Source organism: Cupriavidus sp. 21MJTG02-4 (assembly GCF_057798975.1).
The window spans coordinates 521,342-538,652 of the sequence record NZ_JBYOJP010000003.1; the positions used below are offsets into that span (position 1 = coordinate 521,342).

A 17,311-nucleotide genomic window follows, 5' to 3' on the forward strand; every position below is an offset into this window, starting at 1 on the left:
CCCTTCCTCCCAGCATAGGAGAGGAACACGGGCGAACCCCGAACATCTCAGCGGCGAACTTTTACTGGATTCTTTGCATACCACTATTTTTTTGTTGTATATTTTTGAACAACAAAGAGACGCTTGTTTGCGCTCAACCGTATGCAACGAACCAATCCCACCGTGAATCCTTCGCCCCTCGCCGGGCGCCACAGCCGGGCTGAAGACATCCGCGCCACGCTGGAGGCCGAGATTGAAGCCGGTGTCCTGTTTCCCGGCGCACCGCTTGACGAGCGCGAACTGGCGCATCGCTTCGGTGTATCGCGCACGCCGGTGCGTGAAGCGCTGCAGCAGCTGGCCGCGCACGAACTGGTCAGCATTACCCCGCGCCAGGGCGCGGCAGTCGCGCGCCTGTCCGTCGGCAAGGTACGGGCAATGCTCGAATACGTGGGCGAGCTGGAATCCCTGGCTGCGAGGCTGGCAGCGCGCCGCGGCGACGAAGCGCTGCATGCCGCGCTCGACGCGGGCCTGTCGCTGTGCCGGCGGGTCGCCGCAACGCCTGGTGCGGTCGGCTACGCCGCCGCGAACGCCGCGTTCCACGAAGCCATCTACCAGGGCTGCCGCAACGAAATCCTCGCCGGCCATATCCGCACGGCGCGACGCTGCCTGCAGCGCTATCGAATGCGCGACTTCGCCACCGGCCTACAGGTGGCCAAGTCGCTCGAAGACCATCAGCGCATCGCCGATGCGATCCAGGCCGGCGACGAACAGCAGGCCGCTGCCGCCATGGCGCTGCATGTGCCGGCGGGCACCACCGGCTTCGCCGAATTCCTGGCGACTGTGCCGACCCATTTCTTCGACGGCGGCATGGCCGCCGCGTCCTGACCACAGTCCCCCGATCCCTCAGGCATCCCATGACCAGACCACTCCGTTCGCTCGATGTGCCCGGCCTCGCGCACAACGCCCCCATTCCCACCGGCGCCCGCGTGGGCAATGTCATCTGCACCTCCGCCATCTCGGGCAAGGATGCGGCTACCGGTGAATTGCCTCCCGGCGCGGCGGCACAGGCCGCGCACGCGTTCCGCAATCTCGCCAGCGTGCTGGCGGCCGGCGGCGGCAGCGTGGCGGACGTGGTGAAGCTGACTGTCTACGTGAAGGACAACAGCGTGCGCGACGCCGTCAATGCCGAATGGCTGCAGTGCTTCCCCAACCCCGAAGACCGCCCCGCGCGGCACATCGTCGTGCATGACCTGCAGCACGGCATGCTCCTGCAACTCGAATGCCTGGCCGTCCTGGCCGGCGCCAACCAAGGCTGAACACCATGATCATCGATTCCCACGCCCACGTCGTCATGCCTCCGGAGAGCTTCCGCTACATGGCGGAACTCGTTGGCGGACGCGCCAACCCGTCCACCACGCCGAAGATTCCGGATGCCTCCGTACGCAAGGCGGCCGAAGAACTGGTGCGCAGCATGGACGCCGTCGGCACCGACGTGCAGTTCATTTCGCCGCGCCCCTACCTGCAGATGCATTCGGTCAAGCCGGGCCGCGTGACCGAGCTGTGGTCACGCCACTGCAACGACATCATCGCGCGCTTCGTCGCCATGTTCCCGGACCGCTTCCGCGGCGTGGCCGGGTTGCCGCAGCACATGCTGGAATCGCCGGCCGAGCGCGCGGTGCCGGAACTGGAACGCTGCGTGAACGAACTAGGCTTCGTCGGCTGCCTGATCAACCCGGACCCGACCGAGAGCGAAGGCCCGACGCCGCCGGGCCTTGGCGATCCGTTCTGGTATCCGCTCTACGAGGCCATGACGCGCCTGGACGTGCCGGGCCTGATCCATTCCGCCGGCAGCTGCAGCGCCCGCGAGTCGTACACGCTCAAGTTCATTAACGAAGAAAGCATCGCCGTCATCTCGCTGCTGAATTCGAAGGTATTCCAGGACTTCCCGAACCTGAAGATCGTGGTGGCGCACGGCGGTGGCGCGATTCCTTACCAGATGGGCCGCTTCCGCTCGTGGTCGGTGCGCAAGGGCGAGACCGTCGCGTTCGACGAGCAGCTGCGCAAGCTCTACTTCGATACCTGCAACTACTCGACCGAGGCGATCGACCTGTTGCTGAAAGTAGCCGGCACCGACAACGTGCTGTTCGGCACCGAGAAGCCCGGCACCGGCAGCGCGCGCGACCCACTGACCGACCGCGACTACGACGACATGAAACCGGTCATCGAAGGCATCTCGTGGCTGACGGATGCGCAGCGCAAGAACATCTTCGAATGCAACTGCAGGCGCCTGTACTCGCGCGCCTTCCGCACCGACGAGGAGTGCTGAGATGCCGCTGACCCGCGAAGACAATGACCTGCTCACGCGCGTCGAGAACGGCGCGCCGATGGGGGAGATGATCCGCCAGCATTACTGGCTCCCTGCGGTGCCGTCGGCGAAGCTGGTGGCCGATGGCGCGCCCGTGCGCGTGCGGCTGCTCGGCAGCAACTACGTGGCGTTCCGCCGCACCGACGGCCAGGTCGGAGTGCTCGACGAGCTGTGCCCGCACCGCAAGACCTCGCTGCTGATGGCCCGCAACGAAGACAACGGCCTGCGCTGCATCTTCCACGGCTGGAAGCTCGACACCAGCGGCGAGGTCATCGAGGCGCCGAATCATGTCGGCGATCAGGCGCAGTTCTGCAAGCACGTGCGCGTGAACCGCTACGGCGTACAGGAGCGTGGCGGCATCGTGTGGGTATGGCTGGGCAAGGGCGAGACGCCGCCGAAGTTCCCGGACCTGCCCTTCACCTCGCTGCCCGAAGACCAGCGTTCGGTCACCAGCCAGGAAGTGCCGACCAACTGGGTGCAGGGCGTGGAAGCGTCGATGGATTCCTCCCACGTCGGCGTGCTGCACGAATCGACCACGCAGATCACGGCGGGCTCGGGCAACCAGCGCCTGCACATGACGAAGGCCCTCGCACCGCGCCTGGAGTTCGAGGACCGTCCCTACGGCTACCGCTATGCCGCGCTGCGGCCGCTGCCCGACGACCAGTTCTATGCGCGCGTGAACAACTTCGTCATGCCGTGGTACGGCATCATCTGCGCGCCCGATGAAAAGGGCCCGAGCACCGTGTTCTTCTCGACGCCGGTGGATGACGTCACGCACCGCGCGTGGTTCGTGCATTTCAATCCGCACCGCCCGCTCGGCATGACCGTCATGTCGGCCACGCCTGATGTGTGGAACTTCCCGCCGCTGCCGCCGGGCACGCCCGCCGACAACTGGGGCCAGAACCGCGACCTGATGCGCCGCGGCCACGCCACCGGGTTTCCGCAGCACCTCGGCACCGAGGACTTCGCCATGTTCATCGGGCAAGGGCCGATTGCCGACCGCACCACCGAGCAGCTCTGCTCGGCCGACGGCGCGGTGCTGCGCGTGCGCCAGGCGCTGTTGAAGTCGGTCCGCGAGTTCGTCGCCGGCAAAACCCCGACGCTCGCGGACAACCCAGATCTCGACTACAGCCGGATCGTCTCGATCGGCGGCGTGCTGCCTGCCGGCGAAGACTGGCGCTCGCTGACCGCGGCGCCCTGAAGCCGCCGGCACAAGACTGACAAGAAGACGGAGACAAAGATGACCAGCCCCCGCTTCCACTCGCGCCGCCAGCTCTTGCTGGCGGCGTGCGCAGGCCTCGCCGCGCCTGCGGCCTCGTTCGCGCAGCTGCGCGGCAAACCCGCCATCCGGATCCTGCTGGGACTGCCGCCCGGAGGCGGTACCGACGCCATTGCGCGGTTCTTTGCTGATTCGCTGCCTGCGCTGCTCGATCAGCCAGTGATCATCGAGAACCGTGTTGGAGCCGGTGGCAGGCTGGCAGCCGATGCGCTGAAAACAGCCCCGCCGGACGGTCTCACCTACATGATCGCGCCCAATGCGACACCGACCTTCCAGACGCTGGTATTCGGCAAGCAACTCAAATGGGATCTGTGGAAGGACTTCGAGCCGGTGGCCGGACTTGTCTCCTTCCCATGTGGCATGGCGGCCGGCCCCAAGACGCAGGCGAGCAATGCAACAGGCTTTGTACGCTGGGCCAAGGCCAATCCGGACAAGGCGAACTTCGGTGTACCCGGACTCGGAGGCCAGAACCATTTCCTTGGCATCCAGTTCGCCAAGAGCGCGGGAATCGACCTGCCAGTGGCTCCATACAAGGGTACGCCTCCGATGATTACCGATCTCCTCGGAGACCACATCGCCAGCGCCGTCACACTGCTGGAGGATTTGCGCAAGTACCACCAATCGGGGCGCGTCCGGCTGCTCGGCATTTTCAGCGACAAACGCTCCGTGTTGGCGCCTGACATCCCCACGATGGCCGAACAAGGCTTCGACGTTACCCAGGGTGACGGCTGGACTGCGATGTGGGCGCCGGCCCGCACGCCGGCAAGGGAGATAGCGCGCATACAGACGGCACTGCGCACCATCCTGTCTTCGCCGCAATCGCGCGATTTCCTGATGAAGCAGCTTGCTGTCGTACCCGACTACCTGGATGGCCAGCAGATGGCTCGCCGCCAGCGCGCCGAACTTGAAACCTGGGCGCCTGTCATCAAGGCCTCCGGCTTCCGCGCAGAGCTCTAACCGACAGGAGAGACACAGCCATGCTGAGCGAGGACAGGAATCGGCTTCTGACCAGCGTCGGTGCGGGCACACCGATGGGGGAAGTGTTGCGCCGCCACTGGCACCCGGTCGCGGGTATCGACGAACTGGAGCGAGACCCTATCAAGCCTATCCGGCTAATGGGCGAGGACCTGGTCCTGTACAAGGACCTGAGCGGCAACTACGGCCTCGTGGACAGGCACTGCGCTCACCGCCGCGCCGATCTCGCCTACGGGTATGTAGAAGCGAACGGCTTGCGCTGCAACTATCACGGTTGGTGCTATGACCATCGAGGCCGCTGCGTCGAGCAACCGTTCGAGCAAGTGGTCGACCCGGCAGGAAGGCTGCGGGAGCGCGTACACCTCAAAGCGTATCGGGTTGCCCCGAAAGCCGGCATGCTGTGGGCATATCTCGGGCCGGAGCCAGCGCCCCAACTGCCAGACTGGGAGCCCTTCAGTTGGGCCAACGGCTTCGTCCAGGTGGTATTCGCCGACGTCCCCTGCAATTGGCTGCAGGCGCAGGAGAACTCCATCGATCCAGTCCATTTCGAATGGATGCATGCCAACTGGGGACGGCAGTTGCGCGGAAACGCGGGACAGCGCGCACCACGGCATCTGCAGGTTGCCTTTGCGGAATTCGAGCACGGCTTTATCTACAAGCGCATTAGCGAAGATACCGACGAGCGCCACCCGCTCTGGACCATCGGACGCGTGTGCCTTTGGCCAAATGGCTTCTTCCTCGGCGACCACTTCGAATGGCGTGTACCGGTCGACGACACCAATACGCTAAGCGTTACGTGGTCCTTCATCCGGGTGCCCCGTGAAGCCGAGCCCTTCGTGCAACAGGAGATTCCCAGCTGGGCCAGCCCCACCCGCGATCCTGCCACTGGTCGTTGGATCTCCAGCCATGTCATCAACCAGGACATCATTGCCTGGGTCGGGCAAGGCCCGGTGACGGACCGCACACGCGAGACCTTGGGCGCCAGTGACAAAGGCATCGCGATGATCCGCCGTCGGCTACTCGACGATATCGATGCCGTGGCACAAGGACACGATCCCAAGGCGGTAATCCGCGACGCGCAAGCCAACCACCGCGTGATGCTGCCAAGCGATTCGCGTGAATTCTTCCTGAACGGCCTGCCCCGCGCCGAATATGAACGACACCCCAAGTGGGGCAAGCTACTGCGCCACTTCATCTTTCACGCCGGACAACCGGAGGTTGTCCAACGAGCCTATGAGGCTGCCACCGGCGTCGTCATCGAAGACATTGGTGTCGTAGATGTCTGAGCCGGGGAACCTGCCTCCCACGGCAAAGCCCGTGGCTGCTGGCCCATGACGCCATGCCTGGAGATAATCAATGAACCCTACCGATACCCTGCAAGTCCGGGTCAAGTCCATCAGCTGGGAAGCCGAAGGCATCCTGGCCTATGACCTGCGGCCCGAGCCGCCGCTGCGCACCCTGCCTGCCTTCGCCGCCGGTGCGCATATCGACGTGCACCTGCCCAATGGCCTGATCCGCAGCTACTCGCTGCTGAATGCCCAGAGCGAGCCGCACCGCTATGTGATCGGCGTCAACCGCGACGCGCAGAGCCGCGGCGGCTCGCGCTACCTGCACGAGACCCTGCGCTGCGGCGACGTGCTGACGATCAGCCCGCCACGCAATAACTTCCCGCTCGACGAATCCGCGTCGCTGGCGGTGCTGGTGGCAGGCGGCATCGGTATCACGCCGATCCTCGGCATGATCCACCGCCTGCGCGAACTGGGCCGCCCCTGGCGGCTGCACTACGCCGCGCGCACGCGCAAGCAGGCGGCCTTCGTCGAAACGCTGGAAGGCATGGCAACGGAGGGCGGCGAGGTACACCTGACCTTCGACCGCGAGGCTGGCGCCGAGCGCCTGGACGTCGCGGCCATTGCCGCCAGCCTGCCGGAAGGCGCGCACATCTACTGCTGCGGTCCCGTGCCGATGCTGGAGGCCTTCGAACAGGCCACCGCATCGCTGGCGCCCAAGCGCGTGCATCGCGAGTACTTCGCCGCGCGCGAAGCCGCGGCCACCGCGGGCGGCTTCACCGTCGAACTCGCACGCAGCGGTCGCAGCATCGAGATCCAGCCGGGTCGGACCATCCTGGAATGCCTGATCGCCGAAGGCGTCGAGCCCATGTACTCGTGCCAGGAAGGCGTCTGCGGGACCTGCGAGGTGCGCGTGCTGGACGGCGAGCCGGACCACCGCGACCTGGTGCTGAACGCGGCCGAGCGCGCCGCCAACGACCGGATGATGGTGTGCTGCTCCGGCGCGAAGACCCGCAAGCTGGTGCTCGACCTGTAGCCGCCACGCCGACGAACACGCAATGCAAAGAGGAAAGAAGAGGAGCATGAGATGAGCACCGCACTGGTGACCTATGAACTCGACGGCAACGTCGCCCTGATCGGCCTTAACCGCCCCGACAAGCGCAATGCCATCAACGAAGACGTGGTATGGGCGCTGCACGACGCCGTGGTGCGCGCCGGCGAGGAAGCCGATGTCGGCGTGCTGTTCGGCCACGGCAGCAATTTCTGCGCGGGGCTGGACCTGAAGGAAGCGCTGGCGCGCGCCTCGGGCGAGCAGCCGCGCCCGCGCAAGCGCACGCGGCATTCCTGGCACACCGTGTTCGACGGCATTGCGCGCGGGCCCATCCCATTCGTCGCGGCGCTGCACGGCGCGGTGGTCGGCGGCGGGCTGGAACTGGCCACCGCCGCGCATATCCGCGTCGCGGACGAATCGGCGCTGTTCGGCCTGCCGGAAGGACAGCGCGGCATCTTTGTCGGCGGTGGTGGCACCGTGCGCATCCAGCGCGTGGTGGGCTACACCGTCATGGCCGACATGATGCTGACCGGCCGCCTGCTCAATGCGCAGGAAGGCGAGCGCGAACACATCGTGCGCTACGTGGTGCCGCAGGGCCAGGCGCTGGCCAAGGCGCGCGAACTGGCGGCGCTGGTCGCACGCAATACCGCCGACACGAACTGGCGCATCACCAACGTGCTGCCGCGCATCAACGACCTGTCGCACGACGACGGGCTGTTCGTCGAGTACCTGACCTCGAACATCCCGCGTCCGCCAGAGGCGGCCGAACGCCTGCGCGATTTCGTCGAAGGCCGTGCCAAACCTCTCGCCTCCCCCGGTGCGAAATCCGACTGAACGCAGGAACACCATGACGACCACGATTCAATCCGACGCCGACACAAACATGCAGGCCACGGCCGATTATGTCCGCTTCGCCCAGGCCGAAGCGGCGCGCATCCCGGACTTCCCGCAGGACCTGCCGCTGCGCCCCGTGCACGAGGTGGCCGTGGTGGGCGCCGGCACCATGGGCGGCGGCATCGCCATGGCGCTGGCCAATATCGGCATTCCGGTCACGCTGATCGACAGCAGCCAGCAGGGGCTGGATACTGGCCTGCGCCGCGTGCGCGACAACTACGCCGGCAGCGTCTCGCGCGGCAAGCTGGAAGCGACAGCCATGGAAGCCAGGCTGTCGCTCATAAAAGGCTCCGTTACCCTGGCCGATGCCGCGTCCGCCGACATGGTGATCGAAGCCGTCTTCGAGGACATGCCGCTGAAGCAGCAGGTGTTCCGTGAACTCGATGCGCGGTGCAAGCCCGGCGCCATCCTGGCGACCAATACGTCCGGGCTGGACGTCGATGCCATCGCGGCGGTCACGCGCCGCCCGCAAGACGTGGTCGGCGCCCACTTCTTCAGCCCGGCACACGTGATGCGCCTGCTCGAAGTGGTGCGTGCCCGCGACACCGCGCCGGACGTGATCGCCACGCTGATGGATCTGGGGCGGCGCATGGGAAAGACCGCCGTGCTGGCACGTGTCTACCCCGGCTTCATCGGCAATGCGCTGTTCCGCAACTACACGCGCGAAGCGCATTTCCTGGTCGAGGAAGGCGCACTCCCTCATGAAGTCGACCAGGCCCTCACCGGCTTCGGCTATGCCATGGGCATCTTCGCCGTGCACGACATGGCCGGCAATGACGTGGGCTACCAGACCCGCAAGGCGCAGATGGCCACGCGGCCGCAGGACCGGCGCTGGAACGACCTGATCCTCAAGCTGACCGAGCTTGGGCGCCTGGGACAGAAAAGCGGCAAAGGCTGGTACCGCTATGAACCCGGCAGCCGACAGCCGCTGCGCGATCCGGAGGTCGAGGCCTTCATCGAACAGGAATCCGCACGGCTCAGCATCGTACGGCGCCCCATCGGCGCCGAGGAAATCATCAAGCGCTGCGTCTACGGCATGGTCAACGAGGGCGCGAAGCTGCTCGAAGCCGGCGTGGCGCTGAGGCCCAGCGACATCGACACCGTCTACCTGACCGGCTACGGCTTCCCCGCGCGCCATGGCGGCCCGATGTACTACGCCGATCGCATCGGGCTGCGCGAGGTGTACGCCGACATCGAGCGCTTCCACGCGGAGCACGGCTACTGGTGGGAACCGGCGCCGCTGCTGGCCCGTCTGGCGCGCGAAGGAAAGACCTTCGCCGACTACCAGCGCGGTCACGCGTGAGGCCGCGAACCGATTTTCCCGACTTTGCCCCGCACGTCGTTGCATTCCTAATACGCACTAACGTATACCACTATTTTTCTTAAACATACCAGTAAGCGATAGTTCTGCCACTTCCCGAATCGCGGAAATGACAGCCAAAACATGGAGGAGAACATCATGAAAAGAAACCTGGTCGGCCTTGCCTGCGTCATCGCCAGCGCCACCGCGGGCGCGCAGACATCGGGCGTCACGCTGTACGGTGTGGCCGATGCCAACATCGAGTACACCAACAACAACCTGGGAACGGGCCCGGACGGACATTCCAAGGTCGCCGTGAACTCGGGCGGTCTGTCCCCGAGCCGCTGGGGCCTGCGCGGCACGGAAGACCTGGGGGGCGGCAAGCAGGCGATCTTCGCGCTGGAAAGCGGCTTCACCCTGGATAACGGCGTTTCCACGCAAGGCGGACGCCTGTTCGGCCGCCAGGCATGGGTCGGCCTGCGCAGCGGCTCGCAGCAAGTGACGCTGGGCCGGCAATATACGTCGCTGTTCCTGATGATGGCCAACTACTCGCCCACCGCTTATGCCACCACGTATGAACCCGTGGTCGGCATTGCCGGCGCGAACCTGCGCGAAGACAACATGGTGAAATACCATGTGGACCTGGGCCCGCTGACGGCCGAAGCACATTGGGCCTTTGGCGAGCAGGCCGGAACGGTCACGGGCTCGTCGGCTTTCGGCGGAGGCTTCGACTACCGTATCGGCTCGTTCGGCGTCGCCGGTGCCTATGACAGCCTCAACAGCGCCAAGACCGCCGATTACACCCGCACGCAGAAGGCAGCGCTTGGCCTGCGCTACCAGATTACGCCGGAGCTGCTGGCCCAGGCGGCGTACCGGTACAACAACAACGGCACGCGGGCGGCCAATACCGCTGCTCGCGACGACCTGTGGTGGTTTGCGCTGAACTACCAGGCGACCGGGGCGTTGCTGCTCACGGGCGCGTTCTACTACGACAACGTCAAATCGCTGTACACCGCGACCAGCAAGACCAATCCGAGCAATCCGTGGCAGGCCACGTTCATCGCGGATTACTCATTGTCCAAGCGCACTGATGTCTACCTCAGCACGGCGTACACCAAGAATGCGTCGCTGAACTTCGAAAGCCTGAATGGCGCCGCGGCCGCTTACCAGATCGCGCCGAACGAGAAGAGCCAGTTCGGCGTCGCGATGGGCATGCGGCACAAGTTCTGAGCTGCCGCCTCAGGGTGCGCCTCGAAGTGCTGACCCTTCCCATAAGAGAGGAGGAGCTTTCGGGCCGCCCGCCTGGCGGATCAGGCCGCCCGCGAGGCTGCGGGCTTGCGGCCACGCCTGGCGCCGCCGCGGGGTGCGGTGCTTCTGGCGGCCGCCGCTTCGCCGCCGCCCTCGCCCTCGAGGTAGCTGGCCGGCAAGGTGGAAAGGAACTCCGAGAATCCGGTAGTGCCAACCGGCGCATGTTCAAGCATGGCCGCATGCGCGGCGGCTTCATCGCCGCCCAGGATGGCCTCGGCAAGCCGCTGATGGTCTTCCAGGACGCGCTGCCGGCGCGCCGGCGTCTGGAAGATGCGCGGGCGGTAGCGCTGCATCAGCCGGCGGATGCCCTGGATCTGCGCCACCAGGTACTCGTTGTGGCTACCCGCGTAGACCGTGTCATGGAACTCCGCATTGGCCCTGGCAAAGCGCTTGCCATCGTCCTCGGCATGGGCCTGCTCGCATTCGGCGCGGGCCGCCTTCAGGCTGACGCGCTGATCGTCGTCCATGCGGCGCGCGGCCAGCTTCGCCGCCACGGCCTCCAGCTCGCCAAGCAGCTCCAGGGTTTCGCGCAACTGCGTGATCGACAGGCGCGACACAAATACGCCCACGCGCGGCACGATGCGGACCATGTTCTGCACGGACAGCTGCTGCAGCGCCTCGCGCACCGGCGTGCGGGAAACGCCGAAGCGCTCGGCCAGCATGCGTTCGTCCAGCGGGGTACCGGGCGGCATGTCGCCATCCTCGATCTCGCGCTGGATCGTGGCCTTGATCTCGCCGGCCATGCTCTTCTTTTCGGACTGTGTCATCTGATCTGGTGTGAGCCGTCTTTACCACACAGTATACCGAAACAGGATACTGGCATGCCATCCAGCCCCAATGGACAGACATGCCCCGCGTGCTGATCCTGACCGCCCCCGCCCTGCGTGTTGGTGCATCACGCCTGGCGCAGGTTCTCCAGCATGTCCCGGACCATCTCCTCCAGGCCGTACTGCGGTGCCCAGCCCCAGTCGCGCCGCGCCACCGAATCATCGATCGAATCCGGCCAGCCCTGCGCGATCGCCTGTCGGTAGTCCGGTTCGTAGCGCACCTCGAACCCCGGGACCTGCTTGCGAATCGCCGCGGCAATCTCGGCCGGCGTGAAGCTCACGCCGGCAACGTTGTAGCTGCCGCGCTCGGTCAGCTTGTCGGCCGGCGCCTCCATCAGTTCGATGGTCGCGCGGATGGCGTCGGGCATGTACATCATCGGCAGCCGCTCGTCTTCGCGCAGAAAGCAGGTATAGGGCTCGCCCTTCACCGCCGAATGGAAGATGTCCACGGCATAGTCGGTGGTGCCGCCGCCGGGCGGGGTCTTGTGCGAAATCAGGCCCGGATAGCGCAGGCTGCGCACGTCCACGCCGTGGTTGTCGTGGTACCAGCGGCACCAGCCCTCGCCCGCCTGCTTGGAAATGCCGTAGACGGTCGTCGGCTCCATCACGGTCTTCTGCGGCGTGTTCTCGCGCGGCGTGGTCGGACCGAAGGCGGCGATCGAACTCGGCCAGAACACGCGCTCGATGCCGAACTGCCGCGCGTGCTCCAGCACGTTCAGCAGGCTGGTCATGTTGAGGTTCCATGCCCACTGCGGCGCCTTCTCGCCGGTAGCCGACAGCGCCGCGGCCAGCAGGTAGATCTGCGTGATGCCATGGCGTTCGACGACGGTCGCCAGCCCGCCGCGGTCGGTGGCGTTGAGCATCTCGTGCGTCAGGTGCACATGGCGTCCGGTCGGCACCACGTCGGACGTGATGACATTGGTCCTTCCATAACGCTCGGCCAGTGCCAGCGCCAATTCGGAGCCGATCTGCCCGTTGGCGCCGACGATCAGGATTTTCGGTGCCGTGTCGCTCATCGGGCCAGCCCCAGTTCACGGCCGGCCTGACCGAACGCATCGAGCGCCGCCTGCAGCGCCGCTTCGTCGTGCAGCGCGCTCATCTGCACGCGGATGCGCGCCTGGCCCTTGGGCACCACGGGATAGAAGAAGCCGACCACATATACGCCAAGCTCCAGCAGCCGCTGCGCGAGCTGCTGGGCTTTCTCCGCGTCGTAGACCATGATCGGGATGATCGGGTGCTCGCCCGGCTTCACGTCGAAGCCAAGCGTGGCCAGCCCCTTGCGGAAGAACGCGGTGTTGCGCTCCAGCCGGTCGCGCAGTTCCGTGCTGCCTTCCAGGATGTCGAGCACCGCGATCGATGCGCCCACGATGGCCGGCGCCACCGTGTTCGAGAACAGGTACGGCCGCGAGCGCTGGCGCAGCAGCGCGACCACTTCCTTGCGCGCGCTGGTAAAGCCGCCGGACGCACCGCCGAGCGCCTTGCCGAGCGTGCCGGTGATGATGTCGATCTTGCCGAACAGCCCGCGCAGTTCATGCGTGCCGCGCCCGCGCGCGCCGAGGAAGCCCGTGGCATGGCATTCGTCGATGCCGAGCAGCGCGCCATGCGCGTCGCAGAGCGTGCGCATCTTGTCCAGGCGCGCAATGGTGCCGTCCATGGAGAACACGCCGTCGGTGAACACCAGCTTGTGGCGCACGCCATCGGCCTGCGCCTGCGCCAGCTGCGCACGCAGGTCGTCCATGTCGTTGTGCTTGTAGCGGTAGCGGCGGGCCTTGCTCAGGCGGATGCCGTCGATGATGGACGCATGGTTGAGTTCGTCGCTGATGATCGCGTCTTCCGCGCCCAGCAGGGTTTCAAACAAGCCGCCGTTGGCATCGAACGCCGAGCCGTAGAGGATGGTGTCTTCGGTGCCGAGGAAACTGGCGAGCCGGGCTTCGAGCGTCTTGTGCAGGTCCTGCGTACCGCAGATGAAGCGCACCGAACTCAGGCCGAAACCGTGTGTGCGCAGCGCCTCGTGCGCGGCCTCGATCACGCGCGGATGGGAAGACAAGCCAAGGTAGTTGTTGGCGCACAGGTTGATGACCTCCCGGCCATCGGTGGTGCGCACGCGTGCGCCCTGCGGCGTGGCAATGACGCGCTCTTCCTTGTACAGCCCCGCCTGGCGGATGGCGTCAAGCTCTGCACGCACGGATGCGTAGAATGCCTCGGCACTCGACATGGTTTGGCTCCCGATGCTAGGATCTGATCGATAAATCGAACACGTTCGTTATAAAGAACGTTTTGTGCAATATAGCGAACCACTCGCCATGACGCAACCCCCTACCCAGAAGCCGCAGGGCGATGGACCGCCCGCCGTCGGCGCCGCGCTGCAGGCGCTGCGCCAGGCTCAGCAACTTTCGCTCGACGACCTGTCGCGCCGCGCCGGCGTGTCCAAGTCGATGCTGTCCCAGATCGAACGCAACCTGACCAACCCGACCGTGGCGGTGCTCTGGCGCCTGGCGAACGCATTGGGCATCAATCTTGCCGACCTCCTGTCCGCCGATGCAGGCGGTCGCCCGGTCGGCGGCATCGCGCTGGTGCAACCGCACGCCATCCCCTCGCTCAAGAGTCCTGACGGGCACTGCGAGCTGAAGATCCTCGGACCGATCGAACTGGCCGGGCGCTTCGAATGGTATGAACTGACGATCCAGGCCGGCGGCGTGCTCGCATCGGAGGCGCACGAAACCGGCACACAGGAACACCTTTCGGTGCTCAATGGCGCCATGTCGGTGCAGGCTGGAGCAGAGGAAAAGAAATTGCGGCATGGTGAAACGGCGCGCTATGCGGCGGACGTGCCACACGCCATCCGCAATCGCGGCAAGGCGACGGCAACGGCCTTATTGGTTGTAGTGCACCCGGCTTAACTGCGGCAAGGCGCAAACGCTGATCTTCTGCGGAACCGGGCCGCTGACCGGACGTCAAACGCCTTAGTCTTCGGAAACGCATTGACGCGCCGCAGCATCGGGCGAGACCAGATGTGTGGCGCAGGCATGTGTCTTGCGTAATTCCGTGGCTTCGAGCGCGCGGCTATCAGCCGCGTCAGTCCCAGCAAAGCGACCCCCTTCATTCAAGGAGACGAACGTGCTGAGCCCGCATGAACTTGCTACGCTGCTGCTCATCAGCGGCGGCGCCGAATCCCTCGATACCACCGACTCCCGGCAGATTGATCCGGTCGACCTTCACGCGCTGGTCGACAAGGAACTCGTCCGGCTGGAAATCCTGCATGGCCAGCGGCAGAGTCCGCGCCTGACGAACGACGGCCACTCGATGTTGCGCGCCATGGGTTGCAGCCGCTGAGCCGCTTCCGGGCTGCTCCCGTCACCGAACGCCGTCACCGAACGCCTATACTGACCCGCATCGGCCCACGCATGGGTGCGTGCGGGCCTGGCTTCGGACGCTGATATTTCGACGCGAGGCGACCCCTACTCTCTCACGAACGGCGCGCAGCACAACATCCCCGCGCGCCTCGACCGTCTGCCATGGTCGCGCTGGCACTGGCGCGTGGTGCTGGCGCTTGGCATCGCGTGGGTGCTCGATGGCCTCGAGGTCACGCTGGTCGGCTCGGTCGGTGCCGTGCTCGAACGGCGCGACACGCTGGCACTGAGCGCCACCGAAGTCGGCTGGACAGGTTCGCTCTATATCGGCGGCGCCGTGCTCGGCGCGCTCGTGTTCGGCCGCATGGCGGACCGCCTGGGCCGCAAGCGGCTGTTCCTGGCCACGCTGCTCGTCTATCTGGTAGCGACGCTGGCCACGGCGTTCTCATCGGGCTTCGCCATGTTCGCGCTGTGCCGCTTCTGCACGGGCCTGGGCATCGGCGGCGAATATGCAGCCATCAACTCCGCCATCGACGAATTGATTCCGGCGCGCGTGCGCGGCCGCGTCAACCTGGCCATCAACGGGAGCTTCTGGCTGGGCGCGGCGCTCGGTGCCGGGCTGAGCCTGTTGCTGCTTGACCCGCGCGTGCTCGGGCCGGTGTGGGGCTGGCGCGCGTGTTTCGCGCTGGGCGCAGTGCTGGCCGTCGCCATCATGCTGGTGCGCCGGCACGTGCCGGAGAGCCCGCGCTGGCTGGCCACGCATGGACGGCTGGCCGATGCGGAGCAGGTGATTGCCGACATCGAGGCGCAGGTGTACCCGACGCGCCAGGTCCCTCCACTCGCATCAGCCATACGTTGCGAACCGTTCCACGCATCCACCTCCCCGTCCGTGCGCGACGTGATGCATCTTCTGATGCGGCGCTATCGGCAGCGCAGCCTGATCACGCTCGCACTGATGCTGGCGCAGGCCTTCTTCTACAACGCCATCTTCTTCACCTACGCGCTGGTGCTCACGCGCTTCTATGGCGTGCCGGATGGCCGCGTGGCGCTCTACATCTTCCCGTTCGCGCTCGGCAACGCGGCCGGGCCACTGTTGTTGGGGCCGCTCTTCGACGAAGTCGGCCGGCGCCGCATGATCGCCATCACCTACGTGTTGTCAGGCATCGGCCTGGCTGCAACCGGATGGGTCTTCACGCAAGGCTGGCTCGATGCCACGGGCCTGGCCCTGTGCTGGTCCGCGGTGTTCTTCCTGGCGTCGGCAGCGGCCAGCTCCGCCTACCTGACGGCGAGCGAAGTCTTCCCGCTGGAAATGCGCGCGCTCGCCATCTCGATCTTCTATGCGCTGGGGACGGGGATGGGCGGCTTCATCGCGCCGGTACTGCTAGGCGCCTTGATCGAACGCGGCAGCCGCGACGCGGTGGCGGCGGGCTATGGCCTTGGGGCCGCGCTGGTCATCGCTGCGGGGCTGCTGGCCTTGCGCTATGGGGTCGATGCGGAACGGCGACCGCTCGAAGACGTGGCACGACCGCTGGGAAATGACTGGCGCAACACACTGGATTGATATGGGCGCAGTGCCCCTATCTGGCTCGCGAAAATTCCAGAATGCCGCGCGCGCTCATTGTCGCGTTACTATAAAAAATCATTCTTTCATTCCGATGAATGATTGATGATTTTTTCGAACAGACTGACCAATCAATCCAAAGATGAAAATTACACTTGATGCGCTTCAGGTGGTGGAGTCCATTGCGCGCTGCGGCACGTTCGGACTGGCCGGCAAGGAGTTGCATAAGGCCCCCTCTTCGCTGAGCTATGTCGTGCAGAAACTCGAAAGCGACCTGGGCGTCACGGTGTTCGACCGCAGTGCGCACCGCGTCAGCCTGACCACCGCGGGCGAAGTCCTGCTCGAAGAAGGCCGCCGGCTGCTGCGCGCCGCGAATAACCTCGAGGAGCGCGTCAGGCGCGCCGAAGCCGGCTGGGAATCCGAACTCCGGATCGCCACCGACGCGCTGGTGCCGTTCGACGCGGTGCTGCCGTTCATCTCGGCATTCCAGGCCGAGAACAGCTATACCCGGCTGCTGTTCTCGCAGGAGATGCTGGGCAATAACTGGAAGGCGCTGGCATCGGACAGCGTCGACCTGCTGATCGGCGCCGTGGGCGATCCGCCCGCGGTCCAGGGCCTGTTCTCCGTGCCGGCCGGGAGCGTGCGGTCTGTCTTCGTCGTCGCGCCGGGGCATCCGCTGGCGGCGGTGGAAGAGCCGATCGATTGCGCCGTGCTGTGGCAGCACCAGTTCGTGGAGGTGAGCCTGCCGCAGGAAGACGCCGCACAAGCTGCGCCGGCTCGTCCGCTCGTGGACGGGCAGCGGCACATCAGCGTGCCGACGCTCGATGCCAAGCTCTCGGTGCTGCTGTCCGGGCTGGCGTGCGGCTACCTGCCGGCCTGCGCGGCGCAGCCGTACCTTGACAAGGGGAAGCTCGTGGCCAGGCGGCTGGGCGAGGAACGTCCGCCGCAGATGCTGCATATCGCCTGGCGCAGCACGGACCCCGGCCGGGCCATCGGCTGGTGGATCGAGCGCAAGGACATGCTGGCCGAGACCCTGCGGCAGCAACTGGGGCTGCAGGCCCCCGGCGGCTCCCGCGATCAAGACCGGTCATCGACCATCGAGCGCATGCCAGCCACGTGACTGGCGCCGCGCTCGC

General features: G+C 65.9%; 17 protein-coding genes. 14 read left to right on the forward strand and 3 right to left on the reverse strand.

The window, feature by feature from the left end:
* The first annotated feature begins 162 nt into the window (after window positions 1-162).
* The 10 genes from AC3FKH_RS08695 (at window position 163) to AC3FKH_RS08740 (ending at window position 10,359) form a co-directional block, all read left to right on the forward strand.
* Entirely contained in the window at window positions 163-864 is a 702-nt protein-coding gene (locus AC3FKH_RS08695) for a GntR family transcriptional regulator (RefSeq protein WP_488674664.1), read from the forward strand.
* A gap of 29 nt (window positions 865-893) precedes the next feature.
* The gene (locus AC3FKH_RS08700) at window positions 894-1,295 is read left to right on the forward strand and encodes a RidA family protein (protein WP_488674666.1); all 402 of its coding nucleotides are present in this window, start codon (window positions 894-896) and stop codon (window positions 1,293-1,295) included.
* 5 nt (window positions 1,296-1,300) lie between these two features.
* Window positions 1,301-2,305 carry an amidohydrolase family protein gene (locus tag AC3FKH_RS08705; RefSeq protein WP_488674667.1) on the forward strand — a complete coding sequence of 335 codons (1,005 nt, stop codon included), beginning with the start codon at window positions 1,301-1,303 and terminating at the stop codon, window positions 2,303-2,305.
* 1 nt (window position 2,306) lies between these two features.
* Window positions 2,307-3,545, forward strand: a complete 1,239-nt coding sequence (locus AC3FKH_RS08710; RefSeq protein ID WP_488674668.1) for a Rieske 2Fe-2S domain-containing protein — start codon at window positions 2,307-2,309, stop codon at window positions 3,543-3,545.
* Window positions 3,546-3,620: 75 nt separating this feature from the next.
* Window positions 3,621-4,580, forward strand: coding sequence for a tripartite tricarboxylate transporter substrate-binding protein (locus tag AC3FKH_RS08715; RefSeq protein ID WP_488674670.1), 960 nt, complete (start codon window positions 3,621-3,623; stop codon window positions 4,578-4,580).
* A gap of 20 nt (window positions 4,581-4,600) precedes the next feature.
* On the forward strand, window positions 4,601-5,884 hold the full coding sequence (locus AC3FKH_RS08720) for a Rieske 2Fe-2S domain-containing protein (protein ID WP_488674672.1): 1,284 nt from the start codon (window positions 4,601-4,603) through the stop codon (window positions 5,882-5,884).
* A gap of 70 nt (window positions 5,885-5,954) precedes the next feature.
* The gene (locus AC3FKH_RS08725; RefSeq protein ID WP_488674673.1) at window positions 5,955-6,920 is read left to right on the forward strand and encodes a PDR/VanB family oxidoreductase; all 966 of its coding nucleotides are present in this window, start codon (window positions 5,955-5,957) and stop codon (window positions 6,918-6,920) included.
* A 51-nt stretch (window positions 6,921-6,971) separates the two neighbouring features.
* Window positions 6,972-7,769, forward strand: a complete 798-nt coding sequence (locus AC3FKH_RS08730) for a crotonase/enoyl-CoA hydratase family protein (RefSeq protein ID WP_488674674.1) — start codon at window positions 6,972-6,974, stop codon at window positions 7,767-7,769.
* Window positions 7,770-7,782: 13 nt separating this feature from the next.
* Entirely contained in the window at window positions 7,783-9,132 is a 1,350-nt protein-coding gene (locus tag AC3FKH_RS08735; RefSeq protein WP_488674676.1) for a 3-hydroxyacyl-CoA dehydrogenase, read from the forward strand.
* Between the two features lie 156 nt (window positions 9,133-9,288).
* Window positions 9,289-10,359 carry a porin gene (locus AC3FKH_RS08740; protein WP_488674678.1) on the forward strand — a complete coding sequence of 357 codons (1,071 nt, stop codon included), beginning with the start codon at window positions 9,289-9,291 and terminating at the stop codon, window positions 10,357-10,359.
* Between the two features lie 80 nt (window positions 10,360-10,439).
* Here the strand turns inward: AC3FKH_RS08740 and AC3FKH_RS08745 are convergent, their stop codons facing one another.
* The 3 genes from AC3FKH_RS08745 to kbl all read right to left on the reverse strand — a co-directional run bounded on the left by AC3FKH_RS08745 (window position 10,440) and on the right by kbl (window position 13,479).
* Entirely contained in the window at window positions 10,440-11,204 is a 765-nt protein-coding gene (locus AC3FKH_RS08745; RefSeq protein ID WP_488674679.1) for a GntR family transcriptional regulator, read from the reverse strand.
* Window positions 11,205-11,332: 128 nt separating this feature from the next.
* Window positions 11,333-12,280, reverse strand: a complete 948-nt coding sequence (locus AC3FKH_RS08750) for an L-threonine 3-dehydrogenase (protein ID WP_488674680.1) — start codon at window positions 12,278-12,280, stop codon at window positions 11,333-11,335.
* Window positions 12,277-13,479 (reverse strand): glycine C-acetyltransferase, encoded by a 1,203-nt coding sequence (gene kbl / locus AC3FKH_RS08755; protein WP_483733734.1) that lies wholly within the window; start codon window positions 13,477-13,479, stop codon window positions 12,277-12,279. The genes AC3FKH_RS08750 and kbl overlap by 4 nt, the downstream gene beginning before the upstream one ends.
* Window positions 13,480-13,567: 88 nt before the next feature.
* Here kbl and AC3FKH_RS08760 point away from each other — a divergent pair, with 88 nt between their 5' ends.
* The 4 genes from AC3FKH_RS08760 (at window position 13,568) to AC3FKH_RS08775 (ending at window position 17,295) form a co-directional block, all read left to right on the forward strand.
* The gene (locus AC3FKH_RS08760) at window positions 13,568-14,164 is read left to right on the forward strand and encodes a helix-turn-helix domain-containing protein (RefSeq protein ID WP_488674682.1); all 597 of its coding nucleotides are present in this window, start codon (window positions 13,568-13,570) and stop codon (window positions 14,162-14,164) included.
* A gap of 217 nt (window positions 14,165-14,381) precedes the next feature.
* Complete coding sequence (locus AC3FKH_RS08765) at window positions 14,382-14,597, forward strand: hypothetical protein (RefSeq protein ID WP_483733732.1); 216 nt, start codon at window positions 14,382-14,384, stop codon at window positions 14,595-14,597.
* Between the two features lie 105 nt (window positions 14,598-14,702).
* Entirely contained in the window at window positions 14,703-16,175 is a 1,473-nt protein-coding gene (locus tag AC3FKH_RS08770; protein ID WP_488674880.1) for an MFS transporter, read from the forward strand.
* A 142-nt stretch (window positions 16,176-16,317) separates the two neighbouring features.
* Window positions 16,318-17,295: a LysR family transcriptional regulator gene (locus AC3FKH_RS08775; RefSeq protein ID WP_488674684.1), complete on the forward strand. Its 978-nt coding sequence runs from the start codon at window positions 16,318-16,320 to the stop codon at window positions 17,293-17,295.
* The last annotated feature ends 16 nt before the right edge of the window (window positions 17,296-17,311 follow it).